The sequence below is a fragment of the Rhodococcus sp. WS3 genome (assembly GCF_003797085.1).
Lineage (GTDB): Bacteria > Actinomycetota > Actinomycetes > Mycobacteriales > Mycobacteriaceae > Rhodococcus_F > Rhodococcus_F globerula.
The window spans coordinates 1,375,112-1,396,355 of record NZ_RKMA01000003.1 but is presented as its reverse complement, the minus strand read 5'-3'; the positions used below and the strand labels follow the sequence as shown (position 1 = coordinate 1,396,355).

Below are 21,244 nucleotides of genomic sequence, written 5' to 3'. Positions count from 1 at the left end.
ACATGATTCGCTATGTTGTCGGCCGACTACCGTCGGCGGTAGTGGTTCTCTTTCTTGCATCGTTGTTGATTTTCTCGGTTATGCGACTGGTTCCCGGTGATCCGGCCTTGGCGCTGGCCGGTCCCGATGCCACGCCGGAAGCGATTGAGGCGATTCGTCATTCGCTTGGTCTCGACAAGTCGGTCCCCGCTCAGTACCTGTCGTGGATCGGCGATGTTCTGACGTTGGATCTGGGTCGGTCGTTTGTCCTCGGTGGTCAGATCTCGGATCTAGTGCTGGCCGGGTTGGGCAATACTGCGGTGCTTGCCGGCAGCGCATTGCTGTTAGCGGTAACGTTGAGCCTGATTCTCAGTGTGGCCGTGGTGGTCTGGCCGAAGAAGTGGCTGACCAGTGTGGTGAACGTGCTCAACACGCTCTCTGTCGCGCTGCCCAATTTTGTAACGGGTGTTCTACTGGTCCTGGTGTTTGCGGTGCTGATCCCGGTGCTGCCTTCCGGTGGTGTTCCTCCGGGCGGGTACCTGGCTCGCCCCGACATCATGCTGCAGTATTTGGTGCTTCCGGCACTGTGCTTGGCCTTGCCGGTCACAGCCGCTCTGACCAGATTTCTCTCGGAGGCCCTGCGCACCGAGATGGCGCAGCAGTATGTGATCACCGCTCAGGCTGCGGGAGTCACGCGCTGGAACCTGGTGACCCGCAGCGCTTTACGCAACGCGCTGCCGACCATGTTGACTGTCCTCGGAATTCAGACCGGGCATCTCCTTGGTGGAGCCGTGCTGGTCGAGGCCATCTTTGCCTGGCCGGGAATCGGTCAACTGATTCAGCAGGGAATTGGTCGGCGCGACTACCCCGTGGTGCAGGTGCTTCTGCTGCTCTCGGTCACGATCTTCGTGCTGATTCAGTTGCTGACAGACATCGTGCACGCCTACCTCGATCCGCGTATCCGCATTGGAGGACAGTAATGACTGTCGTTGATCAACGCCAGGACACGCAGACTCGACGTTCGCACCCGGTTCGTGACGCTCTGACTCACGGCCAGGGACTTGCGGGTGTCCTGATCGTGCTGGTCATCGCAGCGGCGGGCATCGCGGCCCCCTTGCTGACTAACTACGGACCCAACGAACAGATCGAGGGCGCAAACCTGTTGGGCGCCAGCGCACAACACTGGTTCGGCACTGATCAGGTGAACCGCGACGTCTTCACTCGCTCGCTGTACGGCATCCGCATCAACCTGGTCATTGTGCTTGTCGCGGTGCCGTTGGGTGCGATCATCGGCTCGCTTGCAGGCTTGATCTCTAGCATCAATCCGGTTGCCGATGTCATCGCTCAACGAATCTTCGATGTGATCCTTGCTTTTCCGCTGCTCATTCTCGCGATCACGCTGGTAGCGATTACCGGACCCGGTATTTTTCCGGTGGTCGCGGTGATCGTGGCCGCCGAGATCCCTATGTTCGGGCGCCTTGTACGTACCAGTGTGCTCAAAGTTCGCGAGCTACCGTTCGTGGAATCGGCCGAAGTGATCGGGGCCGGCCGTTGGTGGGTACTGCGTAAACATGTGCTGCCCAACGTGGTCGAACCGTTGAGCGTGCAGATCGCCCTGTCGATGTCGGTGGCCGTATTTGCCGAAAGTGCGATGAGCTTCCTGGGTATCGGCGTGCGACCGCCGGATCCGTCACTGGGGTCCATCATCTCCGATGCCATCCCCAATCTCGACGTCAATCCCGCTTACGCCGTCGGACCGCTGATCATCGTCTCCGCCTTGGTCTTGAGTTTCCTCCTGATCGCCCAGGCGCTCGGCAAAGCCCGTCGCATCTGACGCCGCCTAAACGACCACTTCAAGGACACAAGCATGAACGCAGTAAAGCAGCAGGCGGTCCTCGCCATCGAGGATCTGGTGATCCGGTTCGGTACCGCGGATACCCGACGTGAATCAACCACCGTTGTCGATCAGGTGAATCTCGAAGTGGCACAGGGTGAAATTCTGGCACTGGTCGGAGAATCCGGATCGGGTAAGTCGCTCACAGCACGCGCAGTCCTCGGCTTGTTGCCGGAAGGGGCTCAGGCAAGCGGCTCGATCGAACTCGGTGGTCAGCAGGTTCTCGGAGCTGACGAGGCAACCTTGAACAAGGTGCGCGGCACCCGCGCCGCAATGGTGTTTCAAGAACCCCAGACCGCACTCAACCCGGTCCAGAAGGTGGGGTGGCAGATTGCTCAGGTTCTGCGGGCGCACGGCAAGATATCCCGGGCCGACGCTCGGGCCCGTGCCGTCGAACTGCTGCGGATGGTGGAGATTCCGGAACCGGAGCGTCGGGTCGATTGGTATCCACATCAGCTGTCGGGCGGTCAGAAGCAGCGAGTAGTTATTGCGCTGGCTCTGTCGGGCTCGCCGGATCTGCTGATCGCAGATGAGCCGACGACTGCACTCGATGTGACGGTGCAGGCCGAGATTCTGCAGTTGCTGCGGGATCTGCGCGATCGGTCGGGGACGGCGATTCTGCTGATCACACACAACATGGGAGTCGTTGCGGATATCGCCGATCGCGTGCTGGTGATGAAATCCGGTCAGGTGGTGGAACAGCAGTCGGTTTTCGATCTGTTTGCGTCACCGCGGGCGAGCTACACGCAGGCTCTACTGGCAGCGGTGCCTCGGCTGCCGGAAGCCGAGCACGCCAAACCAGCAGTTGCGCTGGTCGATGATGTCGAGCGCGCGCTCACCGAGCCCATTCTCCGGTTCGACGACGTCTCGATCGTGTACCCGGCCCGTCTGGGTAACAAGGCGTTTCGGGCTGTTGATCAGGTGAGCCTGAGTGTGCGGCCTGGTGAAGTAGTGGGTCTGGTCGGTGAGTCGGGCTCGGGGAAAACAACTCTCGGGCGCAGCGCGCTGGGTGTCATTCGGGCTAGCAGTGGCACCGTGAGTTTCGACGGAACCGACCTGGGCACGATATCCGCAGCGAATCTTCGAGGTCTGCGTAAGGGTATGGCACTTGTCCATCAGGATCCGGCGGCGTCACTCGATCCCCGGCGGACCGTCGGGCAGAGCATCGGTGAACCCCTCGAAGTCCACCGCTTTGCTACCGGGGCCCTGCTTCGGAACAAGGTCGAGGAGTTGCTCGAAGCCGTTCGTCTCCCCAAGTCATTTGCTCACCGGGCACCGGGAGAGCTGTCCGGTGGTCAGCGCCAGCGGGTGGCGCTGGCGCGAGCACTCGCACTCGGACCACGACTGTTGGTTGCCGACGAGCCGACCAGTGCGCTCGACGTTTCAGTCCAAGCCGACGTTCTTTCACTATTTGCCGACCTACGAGAGGAATACAAGTTCGCATGCCTGTTCATCAGCCACGACTTGGCCGTCGTCCATCAGGTGGCCGACCGGGTAGCGGTGCTGCGCAGCGGGGAATTGGTCGAAGAGGGCCCCGCCGCGGAGGTATTCAGCTCACCGCGCCAGGACTACACCAGGAGATTGGTTGCAGCGGTGCCGCTTCCGGACCCGCTGCGCCAGCGCGAAGGACGGGGAACTACTCGAGTGGAGCCAAGCCTGACTGTTGCTGTCTGACCGATCCGCTCGCACGACACACAACCTTTCACTCTCACTTCACAGGAGAATTTCATGTCTATCACCGAACTCGAACGCGTCGCACTCACCCCTGAAGAGATCTACGCCGCAGGCGGAATCACCGTCCACAAGGTGGGTGAGCTGATTGGCGCACGCATCGACGGCGTTCACCTTTCGGGTGACCTGTCCGCGGAGACCGCGTACGCAATCAACTACGCACTCGCCGCCCACAAGGTTGTATTCTTCCGCGGTCAGCAGCATCTCGATGACGTGTCGCAGTATGAATTTGCCGGCACACTTGGCACGCAGACCACCACCCACCCGACGCTGAAGTCTGCTGACAACAAGCTGCTGGTTCTCGACGGTGCGGCCAGCAGCTGGCACACCGACGTCACATTCATCGACCGTATCCCGAAGGCATCGATCCTGCGCCCCACCACAATTCCCGAGTACGGCGGAGCAACGACCTGGGCTTCCACGACGGCCGCGTACAACCAGTTGCCGCATTCGCTGAAGGTTCTGGTCGAGAATCTGCGTGCGGTGCACACCAATGCGTACGACTACGCCGAGGTAGTCGACAAAGTGAAGCAAGGTAGTTCGCAGCGGGTCACCAACTACGGAGAGTTCACTCGCGAGATTTACGAAACGGAACATCCGGTGGTTCGTATCCACCCGGCGACGGGGGAGAAGACCCTGCTTCTGGGCCACTTCGTGAAGGAGTTCGTCGGACTCAAGCCGTCTGAGTCGGTTGCGCTGTTCCAGCTGCTGCAGGCACGAGTTATCAAGTTGGAAAACACAGTTCGTTGGGCCTGGGAGGCGGGAGATCTGGCGATCTGGGACAACCAGGCCACCCAGCACTACGGCGTCTCCGATTACGGAACCCAGGCGCGCAGCGTGCACCGGGTGACGTTGGCCGGCGACGTCCCGGTGGACGTCCACGGTGAATCCAGCCGCATCATCAAGGGCGACGCGTCCGAGTTCTCGATCGTCGCGGACATCGAGCGGCTCCCCGGGTTTGCCGCGAACTGATCTGATGTAGAGCGTCTGACAACGAAGCGCGTTTGGTGGCCGATTGTGTGGTCACCAAACGCGCTTCGTTGCGTTCAGGTCATTTCAGTACGTGCGGGCGAATAGCGCCGGTTCGGTGTCGGAAACCTGCGTAACCTGCTCGCGCGCAACCAGATGACGCAAATGTGCGGCGCCCTCGGACAGCGCCATGGTCTTGCCCAGCGGAGAAATATCCGACCACGGCTTGTACCACTTCATATGTGCCGCAACATCCCACACCGTCAGCTTCTGATCGCCGAATGCCTCGAGTAGGTGATCCAGACGCTCCTCGTGGTGCTCGATCAGCTCACCCGCGCGGCCACCCACGCTGTCGATCGGGATGCCGTGTGCGCCCAGGCCGCGTGTGATGTCCATGGTCTGGACGCGTCGTAGTGACGCGAAGAAGTCAGCCAGCGCGTCGCGTTCCTCGAGGGGATACGTGAAGTTGCCGACGTGCGGCGTTGTCTTCTGCAGGACGTGGTCGCCGGTGAACATGACGTTTGCGTCGTCGAGATAGAAGCAGACATGCCCGGGGGTATGGCCTGGTGTGTAGACAACGCGGAGTCCGCGACCGGTGAGGCTGATGATCTCGTTGTCCGAGAGGATCCTGTCGGGAGCGGAGTCCGCGCTCGTCGGCGGGTTTCCGTCGGCTGCCTGCCGGAATGCTTCGCGATCAGCTTCCGGGGCTCCGGCCTTGGCCATGTTGGACAGCTGGTAGGCCATCCACTCTTCGCCCTTGCTGCTGGCCATCTTGTTGAACAGGTCGTGATCGTCCTCATGCATCGCGATCCAGGCACCCGACGCCTCACGCACGCGCCCACACAGTCCGGTGTGATCCGGATGGAAATGGGTCACAACAACGCCTTCGATGTCGGTGACCGAATGACCGATCTCCGCCAACCCGGCATTGAGTCCCTGCCAGCCGTTGTCGTCGTCCCAACCCGCATCAACCAGGATCAGGCCGTTCGGGGACTCCATCGCGTACACCAGCGTTGCGCCGAGTGGGTTGTCGGTGATGGGCACCGGAATCTGGAATATGCCATCGCCGATGGCAGCTGCACCGTTCATCTGTAGTACCTCGTTTACCGATTAAGGAATCTGTTTCTATGTCCTTCATGTTTACCGTGCGCTCGATTAGCCCGTGACGCAGGTCCTACCTGACGGGAATGTGTGACCGTCGGAGTGCATTTCGGATCGGCGAGAGTTTAACCTTCCTACTTGTCGGTATTTGTGGAAAACTGTTGAAGCAGTGCATGTTTCGTTGTTCTTCCGGCTTGAGGGTTGCGCTGCCGCGGCGGTTCGCTGGAGGCAAGCGAACTAGCGTGTCGAGGGACAGGCGCCGTGCGGGGTCTCGAGAAAGACGGGTCATGCGTTTTCAGGTTCTGGACATCATCTTCAACCCACCCCATCCAGTGACCGGAGAGGAAGTAGCACCCTCTGACCGACTCAATCGCGTGGTCGAACTCGCCGTTCTCGCCGAAGAGCTGGGGATCGACTCCTTCTCGGTGGGGGAGCGTCACGCCGGCCCGGTGCTGTCCTCTGCGCCGACGGTCATCCTGGGTGCAATTGCGCAGGCTACAGATCGAATTCTGCTCTCGACAGGCGTCACCGTCCTGTCGTTGCTGGACCCGATTCGGGTGGCCGAGGACTTTGGAACCATCGACCAGCTCAGCCGCGGGCGCCTCGAAATCGTGATCGGCAAGGGAAACGAGGTGCTGCAGTACCCGCTGCTCGGACTCGATATCTCGAAGCAGTACGAATACCTGACCGAGAACTACGAACTCCTCAAACTGCTGATCAGCGAGGAAAACGTCAAGTGGGTGGGTACCCACCGGCCCTCCCTCGAGGACGCAACGACGCTACCGCGTCCGTACGACGGGCCCTTCCGCATCTGGCACGGGTCCGCGACCTCCTTCGAGGCAGTGGAACTTGCAGCGAAGTGGGGAGATCCCATCGTCACGGCCAATGCACTCCAGCCCCGCGAGAACTACAAAGTGCTCATCGACCACTACCGCGAGCAGTATCTCGCTCACGGCCACGATCCCTCCCGTGCGTACGTCGGTTCCGGCTCGGGTGGGCTGTTCCTAGCTGACACGACAGAACAAGCCGTCGAGGAATTCCGTCCCATCTACGAGGGTGCTGTCGCACAGGCTGACAAGCGGAAGCACGACCCCAAAGCAGTCGGTAAGTCCACGAGCTTCCGGACCATCGAGGAAGCCGTCGACCGTGGCCCCGCTTTGGTGGGCTCCTCGGAGCGCGTCGCCGAGAAGATCCTGGACTACTACGAGAGTTACGGTCACGACTTCCAGTCCGTGTCCGTCAATCACGTCCTCGACTTCGAGCAGCAGAAGGACACGTTGCGCCGTTTTGCCGAAGAAGTGATTCCCCTCGTGAAAGCGGAAGTGTCGACCAACCTGTGGAGCGTCGGCGACGAGGATCGGGCGAAGGGTTTCACCGCCGTCGACTGACCAGGTGAGCGTAGTCAGGTCCGACGCTGCGACGAGTCACAGCCTGCAGTAGCTTATTACCGACATCGTGGTCGGTTTTACACTGCAATGAAAGTTCTGTGAGTGGGAGTAGTGCGTTAACGTTGGGTGTGAACTCGCTACCCGCGACAGAACTGTCGGACACGCTCTGGGTCGATATTCTCCCGTGGCTGGACGACTACGTGTCTGACCGTGCCGCCTTGCTCGAACCGTTGGCACCGTCCCCGGACTGGTGGTTCAGTGAGTCGCCGTCGTTCACCGTTCTCGAGGTCGATCTCGAAAAACTGCTGTCCGAGTTGGCGTCGCTGTACATTTCCCACCACTCGTCGGCGGTTCTGAAGGAGAGTTTCCCGCTCCTCGATCCGACTGTGCCGATCAGTGCCCTCGCGCTCGATACACGGGCTGTGACGTCGCTGGCCCGTTTGGCCTCACAAGGGAACGTCGGCGACCTGCTGACTCACGCCACCGCTGAGATTTTTGGTGTTCGCGGAACCAGCGAGCAGACAGTTCACGATGTGGTTCTGAGCTTGCTGGTATGTGCGGTGATGACAGATCCGCGCTCGCGCATCGAGACGCCGGACGACGGAGCCGCCCCGCCCGCGATCACGGCCTTGCTCGACGATCTCGAGCAGCTGGCGATGTGGCGACGGGTCCGCGGACAGGATGCGCGTCCGCTCGTCACTGTCGAGATCGATGACGAGTCGCCGGAACCCATCCAGGAGCTGGCTGCCCGGATTTCTGCGTTGACACCCAACGATCTACCTGCCACGGATCGTACCGACGCGATGGACGAGATCGACAACCTTTTCTCGCAACTCGACGAACGCGAGTCGATAGTGTTGCGGGAGCGCATTGTGGCGCCGGTGCCGCAGCGACGCGGAGCGGTTGGCGCGAAGCTTGGTGTGGGTTCGGGACGGGTAGGGCAGATCGAGGCTGAGGTGAAAGCCAAGATCAACGACGCCTGCGGGTTCGGAACTGCCGTCGGAAATCTGCTTGCCAGCTTGCGGGTCGAGATTCAGCCGGTCGCGTTGCTCGAGCGCCTTCTGGAGCTGCATCCGAGCATTGCTGCCGAAGTGCCCGGGTATGGCGTTCCACTGTGGTTGGTTCTCGATCGAATCGACGACTACTTCGAGGTCACCGATGGTTGGGCCGCCGCGCCCGGCGTTGCGGCAGCAAAGAAGCGTACGCAGACATTGCTCGAGGACTTCGAATCACCCAACGGCGTAGTTGCTCTCGGCGACGTTGCCGATACGGTGTCGATGTCTGCCGGCGAACTCGAGAAATGGCTCACCTGGTGCGGAATCACCGTTGTTTCCGGGTCCGCGTTGACGAGGGCGCGTCGAATCTCCGACCTGGCAGTTGGTGCGCTGGAGGCACTAGGGACGCCGAAGACCGTTCCCGAGTTGGCTGCGCTGCTGAAGACGGATCGCACCGAACGGTCGATCGAGCGGGCCCTCGAATCGGATGATCGCGCCGTCCTCGACGCCGGTTTATGGCACCTTCAGGCGTGGGGTAGTGCGGATTCCATTGTGGAAGAGCCTGTTCCGGAGCGGAGCGAGTTCAACGTCGACGGCGACGGCATTGTGCGACGTAAGCGCACACGCGATACCGCTAAACCGCCGGAGCAGACGCGTCGCCTGTACCGCTCCGGCAATGTCTGGCGATACCGTACGGCGGTCACGGCCGAGCACTTGCGAGGTTCGAGCTTTGCGGTGCCCGCCGGCCTGGCGGTCGCAGCTGGTTGTGCGCGCGGCGAGAGCGTGGAGCTCGAGAGTCATCTTGGTGTGCAGGCTGTTCGGTGGAGTGGTGCTCAGCCGACCTTCGGCACGATCCGCCGGTTCCTGCGTGAGCTGTCTGCTGTTGTGGGCGAGGACATCTTGCTCGAATTGTGGCAGGACGGGACGTTCCGGGTGGTGCGTCCGGTTGTTGTGCATGCCGATGTCGATCCGTTGCGGCAGGCACTTGCCGAAATCGGAAACCGTGAACCGTTGCGCACCGCTGATCGGCACGTCGTGCGTATTCTTGCCGAGGCGGTGAGTCTTCCCGGGGAAGATCGGCCGCGAAAGCTGCTGCGCGCCTACGAAGATCGAGGTGAGGACACAATCCTCGATTTGTTGGAAGCGGCCTGGGTCCACTCCGACGTATCGGCGGACTCGGAGATCGGCGATGCCTGACATCTCCGAGGTCTCGATCGTCGGCACCCAGGCGCTGACGGCTGACGAATCTCTCGCCGGTGCAGTGGGACTGCACCACACCATCACCACGGCCCTCGCCGACCTGGTGGACAACAGCCTCGACGCCGGTGCTGCGCACGTGTTGATTCGCTTTGTGCAGGACGGGACTCGAATCGTCTCGATGCTGCTGATCGACGACGGCTGTGGAATGGATGCCGTCACCATCGATGCAGCGATGACATACGGGCGTCGACGCGATTACGGCGCAGCAGATTTGGGTCATTTCGGCGTTGGTATGAAGGCTGCATCGTTGAGTCAGGCGAGAGTGCTGCGGGTGTGGTCGAGGCGCTCGGGTAATTCCACCCAGGGCCGTGAGATCGACTCTGGGCAGGGACGCCAGGCGGTTTCGGTAATCGACGAGCGGGAGGCAGATGCTTTCTTCGACGCCGTCACACCTCGTTTTCCGTTCGAGGCCGGCACTATCGTCGAATGGCGCGGGATCACAACCTTTCTGATGTCTGCGAACGCGGACGAGCAGACCAGTTGGCTCGAGCAAACCATCAACGACGTGCGTAGCCACCTCGGTGTGGTGTTTCATCGATTGATCGAATCCGGCCGAGTTGCGTTGACTGTAGATGTCTTCGATGTCGAGGCTGGGCGGGCAGGGGCGTTGCGCTCGGTGGGCGCAGTTGATCCGTTTGCCTATCCGCGCACTGGTTCGCCGAATTACCCTCGACAACTGACTGTGTCGATCAACGGATCGACTCCAGTTGCTCACGCCCACATCTGGCCGGCGCGGAGCAATGCGCCGGAGTTTCGGCTGCACGGTGCACCAGGCAGGGATCAGCAAGGGTTGTACTTCTATCGACACGACCGACTCTTGCAGATCGGTGGCTGGAACGGGATTGTTCGCGGTCGTCCCGATTACGGATTGGCCCGCGTCTCGATCGACCTCGACGACAATGTGTTGCAGCACATAACGATCAACCCCGAAAAGTCGGGAGTCACTCTTGATGCCACTGCAACGGCGGCCATCGACGGCGGAGTATTCGCCGATGGAACGGCGAACTTCCGTTCTTATCTCGATGACGCCGAAAACTCCGTCCGCGCAGCGCGCAGCCATCAGCCCCGGCCCATCAGCGTCGTAGAACCTACTTCCGGTCTTCCCGAGGATGTGCTCGATTCTTTCAGCGACGCATTCGAATTCACTGTTGGCGCCGACCCTGTTGCCATTGGATGGCGAGCATTGGCACGGGATCAATTCTTCGAAGTAGATCTCAAAACCCGCACCTTGTGGATCAATGCGCGTTTTCGGCGCGACCTGCTAGGGCGCCGAAGTCTCGACAACACGGACGCACCGGTGCTGAAGTCGCTCATCTATCTGCTGGTCGGTGAAATGTTCGAGGGTGTCAGGATCAGCGCGCGGCAGAAGGAAAAGATGCAGGCGTGGCAGGAAGTCCTGATCTCTGCAATGGCGGCACATCGAGAGCAGGTAGCGCAGTGAGCGAGGAAGTCTTCCGTGCCGTGGCACGCGAACTGGGCGACGGGTTTCCACCTGAAAACGTTCTGTACCCGGTCAATGCGCGGTTGCGGGCCAGCTTTCCCGACGGGTTGACCATTGCCGACATCGTTGACGTCTTCCTGGACGACAGCGCTGTTGCCGTGCGTACGGCTCTGCGGTCACGATTGCGTCAGTGGGATGCCGAGAGTGTCGAAACGTGGGTAAGAGCCACCGCCGCGCAGAGCGACGAGCGTCGAACTCTGATCTACGAATTGCTCGGACTGCCCGCTCAGGTGCACGACGACCTCAGTGCGAGGTTTCCTCGCGACGGTGGACCAGTGGTCATTGCGGCTCAGCAGCCGTGGGATCCCTGGTACACCGCCGAGCGGCGGCGCGAGCATGACTTCTACTGGCGTGCGTACAAGCGTGTTCTGGCGGACAAGAATTGGGACGATGCGACGATCGGCAAACTGGATGTAGCCACCACTGAGGTCGTTCACAGGCTCGCCGACCCAACCCGGCCGGAGCCGTATCAGTCCAAGGGGCTGGTGGTCGGGTACGTCCAGAGTGGAAAAACGGCGAATTTCAGTGGGGTAGTGGCCAAGGCGATCGACGCCGGCTACCGATTGGTCATCGTCTTGACCGGCACGATCGAGATTCTGCGGAGCCAGACTCAGCGACGTCTCGACATGGAACTGGTCGGCCGTCAGAACATCAGCGCCGGCGTCGACGACGACTACACCAATGACGAAGATTGGCGCGCGGGGAACTTTCTCGAGCACGAAATCGATCCCAACAAGACAAACGAGATTCCGGCAATCCGTCGACTGACCACCTCGACCTTTGACTACAAGAGCCTGCTCGCGGGCCTGAGCGCATTGCACTTCGAAACCGTGGATCACTCCCTTCCGCTCAATGATCCGAAGAATCTGTACCCCAGTAATATTCGGATCGCCGTCGTCAAGAAGAACGTCTCGAGTCTCAAGAAGCTGGTCGCGGATCTGAAGAAAGTTCCCACCGAACTCGATCAGATCCCGGCCCTGATCATCGACGACGAGGCAGACCAGGCGTCGGTAAACACGATCGATCCGAAGAAGATGAAAACCGAGCAGATCGAGCGGACGGCGATCAATGGGCAGATTGCCGAGATCCTCGGACTTCTCAAGCGGGCTCAGTACATCGGTTACACCGCAACACCCTTCGCCAATGTGTTTGTCGATCCGGAAGACAGTGTCAACGTCTTCCCTTCGGACTTCATCGTCAGCCTCGAGCGGCCCGGCCCGTACATGGGTGGTGCGGACTTTCACGATCTCGACGATGTGGATGACGACGACAAGACGCCGGCCAATTCGAACGAGAAGGCATACGTACGGGATCTTCGAGCCGAGTGCGACGAGGATCGCTCAGCCGAGCAGTTGCGAGCGCTCGACTCGTTTGTCCTGACCGGGGCAATCAAACTATTCCGGGAATCGAAGGGCGCCAAGCCGTATCGGCACCACACGATGCTGGTGCACGAATCGGTGAAGCAGGCCGAGCATGACGCCGTAGCCGACGACTTCAAGGCTTTGTGGAAATCGGCCGGATACAGCCAGGCCAAAAGTCTTTCCCGGCTGGACAAGCTCTGGGCCGAGGACTTTGCGGTGGTGAGTGCGGCTCGGGGCAGTGAACTGGAAAATCCTGGTTCGTTTGCCGAGTTGGAGGAATTCATCGGCGCTGCCTACGACAAGATTTCCGAGGGTACCAGCCCCGTTATCGTGGTCAATGGTGCGGCCGAGAAGGACTACAAGCAGGATTCCCTCGACTTCCAGGAACGCGGCGTATGGAAGATTCTCGTCGGCGGTACGAAGCTGAGTCGAGGCTTCACGGTCGAGGGACTCACCATCACGTACTACACCCGCAGAACCGGCCAAGCCGACACGTTGATGCAGATGGGCCGATGGTTCGGTTTCCGCCCAGGATACCGAGACTTGGTGCGCCTGTTCATCGGTCGTACGGTCGGCGGACCAGCCGGTGCCGAGTACGACATGTACAAGGCGTTCGAGGCCATCGTGCGGGACGAGGAAGAGTTCCGGCGTGAGCTCGCCAGGTTCAGCGGCGTGAACGAGAACGGCGAACCGTGGGTCACGCCACGCGATGTGCCGCCGATGGTGTTTCAGCAGCTGCCGTGGCTCAGGCCAACGGCTCGAAACAAGATGTTCAACGCCGATCTGGTTTATCGAGGTATGGGTGGTGAAAGTTTCAGTTTCACGATGCAGCCCCCGCGAGGCGACGGTTCGATCAACGCTCGGCACTTCGACGCGGTTGCACCTTTGTTGAAGTCGTTGGACGCAACAGGGTCCTTCAATTTCGTTGACAAGGATGACGTTTCGCGATCGTTCACTGCGCGATACGGCATCGTCCCTGCCCATGTGGTGTTGGCAGCCGTCGACCAGTTCGAGTGGGCGAACGGGTGGGATTTCGGTCCCCACCGCGAAGCGCTCGCGGCGGCAATCGAATCCGGGTTGCTCGAGGATTTTGCCGTTCTTCTGCCACAGCCGAAGATGCGTGAGCCCATCGAGATCAAGGGCTGGCACGAGAAACTTCCGATCGTCAATCGCAAGCGTCAAGAGCGTGAGTATCGGACGGGCTTCACAGGCACCGCCGTTCGCGAGCGTGATGCCATCGAGCACATTGCCGGCAGCCCGAAGAAGAACGGCGGGCCCCTGGCCGGGGCACTGCACCGTAAGACTCGCGGCGCGTTGATTCTGGTTTTTGCCAATGATCCGGGTCCACGTCAGTTGAAGCGAGCACAGGCCGGTCCGGTGGACTCGCGCGATTTTGCGACGCTGTTCTCGTACGCGCTTCCGCACGCGGCGGAGCCGTTGGGGCGAATCGGTTTTCGGGTGAAGCAGTCAGGGACAGGGGCGATCGTCGATGCGAACTAGGTGTGTTGTGGTGGGAGACAGGAATGGGTTCTGATGGCTAAGACGATTGCGACGATCAACCTCAAGGGCGGCGTCGGTAAGACGACGATCACCGCGGGGTTGGCCGAGTTCATGTCACTCGAATTCGGTCAGCGCGTGCTGTTGATCGACCTCGATGCGCAGATCAATCTGACGACGATGATGATCAGTGAGGATCACTGGCTCGAACTCAACAAGCAAGGGCTGACCAGCGCAACCATTTTCCGTGACGCTGTCGATGGCACGTCGAACTTCGATCTGCAGGGGACAATTCAGAAGTCGGTCTCGCCGGTCAAGCGAGTGACGGGTGTGGATCTGCTTCCCTCATCTCTCGATTTGATCGAGCTGCAGGAGGAGATCAGTGCCCTTCGGGTTGCTGATCGGAACTCCACCAAGCCGGTCGAGTTGTTACGCGATGCCGTGGCTCCCGTGATGGATTACTACGACTACGTCTTGATCGACTGCCCACCCAATCTGGGCCCGATCACGCTCAACGGGTTGGCGATGGCCGACGGCTATGTCATTCCCACGATCCCGGATGTGCTTTCCACTTACGGCATTCCGCAGATCCAGACGCACATCGCCAAGTTCGGCAAGGAGATCGGCCGTGAGCTCTTCGAGTTGGGGTTGGTGATCACCAAGTACAAGTCCAATTCCGCCGTGCACCGGACCACCGTCAGGAATCTCCGACGCGACCCCAACGTCCCACACGTCCTGCCGGAGTATCTCGCGGAGTCGAATCAGATTGCCGCGTCAGCTGAGTTTCACCCGTACGGCACCTTGAAAGTGAAGTACGGCAACGCAGGTCAGTTCGATCAGATGCGTGCAATTACGCAGAACATTCTCACGGAAGCGCAGGCGAAGCTATGAGTGCGGGTATCGATGAAGCGCGTCGTCGGGTGCAGGTGCAGGAAACCGGTGCAGCGCTCCTGAAGTTGGGAGCAACCAACGCCTCGGCATCGGTGTTGCTGGCCAAGCTGGTTCAGGTAGTCGCGGAGGAAGCTGCCCGTACCCCGCGCTTCGCGAAGGCAATCGAAGACGCTTTTGCGGTTTCGTCAGATGGAGCAGTCGCGGTAGTAGCTGCGCCTGCGCCGGCACCTCGTCGTCGTGCTGCTGCACCGAAGGTGAAACGGGAGCCGGGGGCTTTCGACCCGTTCGAGGTCTTCAAGCTCGATGGGGAAGAGGTTCTCTTGGAGCGTCTTTCGGCCCTCGACGCAGACGGTATCAAGGACATCATCGCGGAACAGGAAATGGATACGCACAAGGAGACGGGTCGCAAACGCAAGGTTGATGTGCTCGCAGTCTGGACCGTTGAGAGGGTGAAGACTCTCACTTCGAAGGGGAATGCGTTCCGGTACGGCTAGTGACGCCTTGACTCTCTGGCCGATTCAGAATCCCCACCGACTGCAAACTTCTCCGGTTATGTACCCATCGCGGCATCCGAAGTAGGTCTGAATGCAACCCGACGTCGAGCATCCTGATTCGGCGACTCCTTGTTGGTTTTGGAGAACTTCAGCCGGAGTTGCAGGTCTCACGGTAGTAACCGGCACGGTTGCATTCGGATCTGGATATGAACCACCCGTGTACGGATTTCGGCAGACAGTCCCGTCACAATTGAAGGTATTTGCCTGGCGCTCGCTCTCCAAGTATTTGTTTCCTCCGAGTTGATCGAAGCACCACTGTGAAAACGCCATCGTTCCGTCGCTCATCCGCGCAGGGCCGGGTGTGCCCTGTAAACATTCGACCACGACCGGCGCCGCAGAAGTAGGCGCTTCGGTGGTGGGTGGACTGGATTCAACAGCCGTCGCGCCTACTGACGTGACCGCGACGTCGGATGTGCTTGGGGTAGTCAGGGGATTCGCTGTGGCCTCCGATCGAGGAGTGGACGAGGCCGCGGTCGTCGAGGGTGTGGTTTCGGCTGGCGGTGTCGAGCAGGCTGAGAGCGCCAGTAGACCTGCCAGCGCGACGAGTGTGCAGGCGTGCCGAGTCTTCATGAAAGCCGATTTGCGCCAGTATTTTTGACTCACCAATAGCTCCTGAGGTGTGGGTGCGATGCACTTGCTGAAAGTTGGTTGTGGTTGTAGTTCCTGGATCGCTGGCTTTGCGTATTTTGGCACGGTGCAAAAAAGACCAGCTAGCTGCTGAACCTCGGTGCTTGAGCCTGGATTCGCATATCGCTGAGCGTTAGGTTCGTCCGAACAACGGTCCATTCCCATCCGTTCGCCGACCGGCCGACTGAGTGCGTGAGTGCTGCTGATACGGAAGAAAACTCGCGCCCACCAGCGAAGATCGCACCGTCATGTCGAACGCGGGCTCGATGGACAAGGTTTTTCTTCGGTTCGCGATAAACAAGTTCGTCGTCGGGTTGCAACAATCCCTGTCTCAGGAGCATCTGTATTGTTTCGGTGTAGTGTTTTCGCTTGATTGCGAAATTTTGAGGCTGAGATTCTTCGGAAAGTGCTGCAACATATATCTTTTCGATTGTCAGAGGATCATGTTCGATGATGTTGAGGTAGGCAGGCAACAGTCGCAAACCTGATTCAACGTGGGACGCCCTGAGCTGACCTAGCCCGAAAAAACCTGACGGCAGGCTGGCAATTTGCACTGAGGTCAACACAGTGCCGATCGGCATTGATTCGAACACTTCGTTGACATGGCCGGCGATGTCCAACTGGGGCGGGGCAGGAGGTTGTATTCGAGGTCGACCTGTTGGCGTGGGGCGACTTGAAGGGACAGGGACGGGGACGGGGACGGAGAGGGGGTGCGGCCATTCTTTGCAGAAGGAATCGGCAAGTCTGATACTCCGCTGCAGAATTTGCTGAGGCCCGAAATCGAGTGGAAGCAGTTGGTTGATTCCAGATGGGGCGGTCTCCAGAATCAACGATCGTCGTGTCTCCCAAGACGCAGTGGAAGCTGGTGCGCCAAGCTTTTTCGGCATTAGAGTTAGGTTGCCTAGCGTGTCGAGAATTTCGCCTGGATTGTCCCGAACATTGTGCGCTAGAAGATATTCGATAGCCAGATCGGCGCCAGCAGGCTCTCCTGTAGGGGCTAGCGCTCGATTGCATCCACCGAGTACCAGTCGCATTCGTGCGCGGGTCAGTTGGCTGTACACAGGTTGTGTAAGGAGTACATCTTGAACGGCCTCGTCGGTCGGCCAATACCCGGACTCCGCGGACTGGTTTAGCAAGTACTGGCGGATCGTCGTAGTTGGAGGTTCTGCTTGGCGTTTCAACAAATGAAGGAGTTCAAGCATCATGCGGTTGTAGTTTTTACTGGTAAGTCTGCATACCATTCGACGAACCAGCCATGATTCGAGCAGTTGGAGGGCGGCACTTCTCTCGTGTGATGGATAGCTGTCAAATAAAAACAACAATACTGGCGTAACAACGGTTGTATCAAGGACATTCAGGCGGGAGAGGAAGAGTGTCTCATCGGCGCTTTCACCCCCCGATTCCGTAAGGTTCTCGTAAATTGTGCTGAATCGCTTGATCTCTGACATCAGATCCGGAATGTTGTCGCGACTAAGAGTCGCCGTGAAGCTTCGAAATTGAGTGAAGAGTGCTGGTGCCAGGATCTCCTTGCCCAGCCGCATCGTCAGATAGTGGGCGAAAAAGGCGTCGAGCCGCGATCGGTTCAGTCGGCCTTGCCGGATCTCTGATTTCCATGCCTTCGATTCCAACGGTTGCCAGTAGAGGTTGTAAAGGCTCTCGGGGTCATGGCCGTAAGACTCTGCTAGTTGGAATAGGAGATTCTTGATGAGATCGCTCGGAAGCAGGGGTGTGCCACGGTCATTGAGGCTCTCAAAGATCACTTGTGCATTGTCGTGCTGGCTGAGATTGATCACGACTAGCTGCAGCCCATCGCGGAGGACGTTTACCAGCGAATTGGCAGCGGCATCTTGGGCCTCGGATCCAACGAACTCATCGAGCCATTGGAGGGCACGTCGAAAGAAGTATCTGTATGCGTCAAGGAGTACCGAATCAGAATCGCTGTCGGTGAGTAGTTCGTCGATCTGGTGCTGGGTGTCCGCCACGATGATGTTTGAAAACGGACCACGATCGGTTAACGTCGGCCAGACTTTGAAGCGTGCATGGCGGTCAGTGGATAGTTCGTCTTGGTTACGTGTGAGCTGACGCAGTGCATTGATGTATCGGTCGGGAACACCTCGCGTCGTAAATGCATCTCTCACTGCTGCAAGTAGCACTTGCAATGTGGTGAGGCGCTGTTGACCGTCCACAACTTGACGCGACGGAATCGAGCCTTTCGTGGCCTTGAGATGATCCAGAACTACCGCCCCGAGGAAGTGAGGATTGGCGTCGTCGTCATCCGCGAATAGCGTCACCATGCTCGTGACGTCGTTCCATAGAGGCTCCCAGTTACGATCTTCTTTCCATACGTATGGTCTTTGAAAGATCGGGACGATCAGACACTCGTCCGAACCAAATATTTCTCGGATGGTGTGGGGTCGAGCATCCATTGCGCATCCTTGGTGTCGGTGTGTGGTGATATCTCTAGGGAACAAAATGACACGTTAGTCGAGCTGTCTGACATGAGGGAGGGGCGCCAAGTGCTAACCGTGTCGTCGCGCGTGCTGAACTTGCTACGGGAAGTCCCCGAGTCTTCGGTAGAGGAATTGGTAGGCCGGCTCGCGGAATCGAATTGCACGGCCAGTCTGGTGGAGCGAATATTGTTCGACCACCCGGACGTGTTTGATCATGACGGCGGCATGTCTCGCAAGTGGCATGTGCTGAGCGGGAGGGCGTTCCCGATCGCACGTAGCTACCTTGAACAGCCACTGAGAAAGTGGCAGGAACATGCGCTTCAGGAGTGGATTGTGGCGGGGCGAGGTGGCGTTGTAGAAGCTGTCACGGGGACGGGTAAGACGGCCGTCGGCGTCGCTGCGATTGCAGATGCGTATTCGAGAGGGCTCCGGAGCCTGGTTCTAGTGCCTGGAATAGACCTGATGGAGCAATGGCATTCAGTCCTTCAGCGAGCTGTCCCAAACACAAAAATTGGTCGGCGAGGTGACAAATTCAGGGATACGCTTGTCTCGCATCGCATTTTGATCTCGACCGTTCAATCCGCAGTTCGCGGTGAATCGTTCCCTGCTACTTCCGGTTGTCTGCTGGTGGCGGATGAAGTCCACCGTTACGGGGCTTCGGCATTTGCGCGGGCACTGACCGATGACTTTCAGGAGCGGCTCGGTCTGACGGCGACCTATGAACGCAGTGATGATTCGATCGATACAATACTGAGTCCGTACTTCGGATCGACCATCGACGGTTGTGACTACCGGCGTGGTTACGAAGAGGGGATCCTCGCTCCTGTCCGAGTAGTGAACATAGAGGTTCAGTTCACTCCGAAGGAGCGTCACGATTACGAAGATGCTGACGAGCGGGCAAGGTCCGCGCGCACGAAGCTGATCAACAACTGTGGCATCCCCGCCGAGACGTTCGGGCTATTCATGCAGGAAGTTGATCGACTATCGAACGACGACAATGCCGGTCCTGCGACATTTCTGGCGCGAAAGTTCATGAAGGCATTCAATGATCGACGCTCTATTCTCGCTCAGAGCCATGCAAAGCTAGATCTGCTCAGACAGATTGGTTCCGCAATGCGGGGACCTGCTCGGTCGATTCTCTTTTCTGAGACAGTGGCGGCCGCTGAAGCGGCGGCAGCGATTATCGCAGACCAAGGTGTTGCTGCCGAAGCGATGACTAGCGGGATGAAACCTGCCGAACGAGCAGCGTTGCTGGGACGATTTAGGGTCGGTGAGGTGGTTGCACTTGCGACGCCGCGACTTTTGGACGAGGGAATTGACGTACCAGAAGCAGAACTCGGGCTCATTCTCGCGGCAAGTAGAAGCCGGCGTCAGATGGTCCAGCGGATGGGCCGGATCATTCGGCCCAAACATGATGGTCGCCATGCGATCTTTGCAATTGTGTATGTCGAAGGTACCTCGGAGGATCCGGCGTCGGGTGCGCATGAAACGTTTCTTAGACAGATCTTGGACATTGCCGACGAGGTACGTTCAGTAAGCGGTGCAGATGCCGCAGCTTTGCTGAGTCGTTGGTTGTTGGAGCGCCCAGAAGACGTAGAAATGAACATTGCTGCAGAAGTATTAGATGCGGCTGTGAAAAGCGATCCGAACGAGTTCGATCCGGATCATGCAGACGTGATTGCGTCGGAGCCCAATAGCTGGACGAAGGAAGCCATCCTCGACGTTTTCGACGATTTTGAGGGGCTTGCAACTTGGGACGAACTGATTGAATTATTGCCCGATGACGAGATCCGAAAAACTCTTATGGCAGGAAACTTGGAAGGCCGCGTCAGCTGGACCTTGGTTGATGGCGTGTTGGTCGGTGACGGTGGGCAGGACCGGACGAGTCGGAAAGATCGTGTTGCGCGGTTATGGGCGCTCAGGGATGCCCGAGCAGCTCTCGCGCCCAATCCCGGACTGAAGCAGCTGCGCTGTGCTGCGAAAGGCACTCCGCTCGAGAGTGTTTCTCTTCAAAGGTTGGCAGAACTATGGGGGTCTTTGGCAGAAAGTAGCTCTCAGGTACTCGAATCACCGGTCGACCATTCGGTGCCCGGTGTCGAGGTCGTTGCTGATCAACCTCCCAAGCAAGAGGTCGAGCCTCCGAGTGATGAGGCACTTCGCGCCCTGATCCAAGCAATCGAAACTCAGGGTGGTAGAGCCACTTTGGTCGAGAACTCACGTCGGACTGCTTTGACCGTCATTGGCTCAGACGGTATCCGTCGCGTTGCGCGAGTGCTGGCCCGAACAGCCGGCGATTGGTTCGTAACGAAAGATGACGGAAATCGATCGCTCGATGACACTCATGCCACGTCGTGGATCTTTGTCGATCCCTCTGAACAGCCCCAGACTCATTACATATGTTCGGCATTCGATATCTCACGGTCAGTCCGAAACGAAATCGACGAGTGGATGATCGCGAATCCGGGACTGACACGTGAATTGCATCCGATTCCGCGATCGATCGTGGTGAGCGGCCAGGATCGCTGGGACTACATTGGCTGTGGCAGTGGTGGCATTGCCAAGACAAATATCGCAGTCCCACGAATCGCTCTGACATCGATGTCGACTGAAACTCCAGCGAAGCGTGTGACCAACTCGAATTCAGTGGGGCAGAAGTCATTGTCGCTGAGAGCAAGCACCCGGAAGGTCGTCGTACGGACGCTGACGAACAAGAACAGCATTCGCATCTACATGGATGTTGAGGGATACCGTGTTGTGGCGCTCTACGACTCGGTTGGAGGCGAAGTAAAGATCATGCGCGCTGCTGGGTTCCAAGTACTGGAAGGGCGAACGTTCGCAGATCCGGGTGGCGCGGCGACTGCTGCCAAATCAGTAATTGCCGGCGACGACGTCGAAGGCAATGGATGGATCGATTGGATAGTTGACGACGGATCCGGATTCTCGTTAGCACAAGCAGTCGGCAAAGGGCCGTGACGATGAGTAATTTGGCGAATCGCTCGGGTCGAAAACCGACGTGTCGGTCCCATGCGCGATGATATCCAGGTGA

General features: G+C 59.0%; 13 protein-coding genes. 11 read left to right on the top strand and 2 right to left on the bottom strand.

Features of this window, described 5'->3' with window-relative positions:
- Positions 1-2 precede the first annotated feature (2 nt).
- From EEB13_RS27615 to EEB13_RS27600, 4 genes are read left to right on the top strand one after another with little or no spacing between them, the layout of a single operon-like run.
- Positions 3-959, top strand: coding sequence for an ABC transporter permease (locus EEB13_RS27615; protein ID WP_141486663.1), 957 nt, complete (start codon positions 3-5; stop codon positions 957-959).
- On the top strand, positions 959-1,813 hold the full coding sequence (locus EEB13_RS27610; RefSeq protein WP_033236003.1) for an ABC transporter permease: 855 nt from the start codon (positions 959-961) through the stop codon (positions 1,811-1,813). Before EEB13_RS27615 ends, EEB13_RS27610 begins: the two co-directional genes overlap by 1 nt.
- 33 nt (positions 1,814-1,846) lie before the next feature.
- Positions 1,847-3,547, top strand: a complete 1,701-nt coding sequence (locus tag EEB13_RS27605; RefSeq protein ID WP_045071468.1) for an ABC transporter ATP-binding protein — start codon at positions 1,847-1,849, stop codon at positions 3,545-3,547.
- 54 nt (positions 3,548-3,601) lie between these two features.
- Positions 3,602-4,576 (top strand): TauD/TfdA dioxygenase family protein, encoded by a 975-nt coding sequence (locus tag EEB13_RS27600; RefSeq protein ID WP_045071467.1) that lies wholly within the window; start codon positions 3,602-3,604, stop codon positions 4,574-4,576.
- Positions 4,577-4,660: 84 nt separating this feature from the next.
- On the opposite strand, the gene EEB13_RS27595 is transcribed toward EEB13_RS27600, so the two are convergent.
- Positions 4,661-5,662 carry an MBL fold metallo-hydrolase gene (locus tag EEB13_RS27595; RefSeq protein WP_033236007.1) on the bottom strand — a complete coding sequence of 334 codons (1,002 nt, stop codon included), beginning with the start codon at positions 5,660-5,662 and terminating at the stop codon, positions 4,661-4,663.
- Positions 5,663-5,961: 299 nt separating this feature from the next.
- On the opposite strand from EEB13_RS27595, the gene EEB13_RS27590 reads away from it, so the two are divergent.
- From EEB13_RS27590 to EEB13_RS27565, 6 genes are all read left to right on the top strand, one after another.
- Positions 5,962-7,062 (top strand): LLM class flavin-dependent oxidoreductase, encoded by a 1,101-nt coding sequence (locus EEB13_RS27590; protein WP_033236008.1) that lies wholly within the window; start codon positions 5,962-5,964, stop codon positions 7,060-7,062.
- 128 nt (positions 7,063-7,190) lie between these two features.
- Complete coding sequence (locus tag EEB13_RS27585) at positions 7,191-9,254, top strand: hypothetical protein (RefSeq protein WP_261984659.1); 2,064 nt, start codon at positions 7,191-7,193, stop codon at positions 9,252-9,254.
- Positions 9,247-10,758, top strand: coding sequence for an ATP-binding protein (locus tag EEB13_RS27580; protein WP_141486661.1), 1,512 nt, complete (start codon positions 9,247-9,249; stop codon positions 10,756-10,758). Before EEB13_RS27585 ends, EEB13_RS27580 begins: the two co-directional genes overlap by 8 nt.
- Positions 10,755-13,679 carry a Z1 domain-containing protein gene (locus EEB13_RS27575; protein WP_141486660.1) on the top strand — a complete coding sequence of 975 codons (2,925 nt, stop codon included), beginning with the start codon at positions 10,755-10,757 and terminating at the stop codon, positions 13,677-13,679. Before EEB13_RS27580 ends, EEB13_RS27575 begins: the two co-directional genes overlap by 4 nt.
- Positions 13,680-13,712: 33 nt before the next feature.
- Complete coding sequence (locus tag EEB13_RS27570) at positions 13,713-14,567, top strand: ParA family protein (protein ID WP_141486659.1); 855 nt, start codon at positions 13,713-13,715, stop codon at positions 14,565-14,567.
- Positions 14,564-15,061: a hypothetical protein gene (locus tag EEB13_RS27565; protein WP_141486658.1), complete on the top strand. Its 498-nt coding sequence runs from the start codon at positions 14,564-14,566 to the stop codon at positions 15,059-15,061. Before EEB13_RS27570 ends, EEB13_RS27565 begins: the two co-directional genes overlap by 4 nt.
- A gap of 770 nt (positions 15,062-15,831) precedes the next feature.
- On the opposite strand, the gene EEB13_RS27555 is transcribed toward EEB13_RS27565, so the two are convergent.
- A complete protein-coding gene (locus EEB13_RS27555) occupies positions 15,832-18,174 on the bottom strand; it encodes a DUF262 domain-containing protein (RefSeq protein WP_141486657.1) in 2,343 nt (780 codons plus the stop codon).
- A gap of 99 nt (positions 18,175-18,273) precedes the next feature.
- Between EEB13_RS27555 and EEB13_RS27550 the strand changes: the two genes are divergently transcribed.
- On the top strand, positions 18,274-21,171 hold the full coding sequence (locus tag EEB13_RS27550; protein WP_187328630.1) for a DEAD/DEAH box helicase: 2,898 nt from the start codon (positions 18,274-18,276) through the stop codon (positions 21,169-21,171).
- Positions 21,172-21,244: the final 73 nt, after the last annotated feature.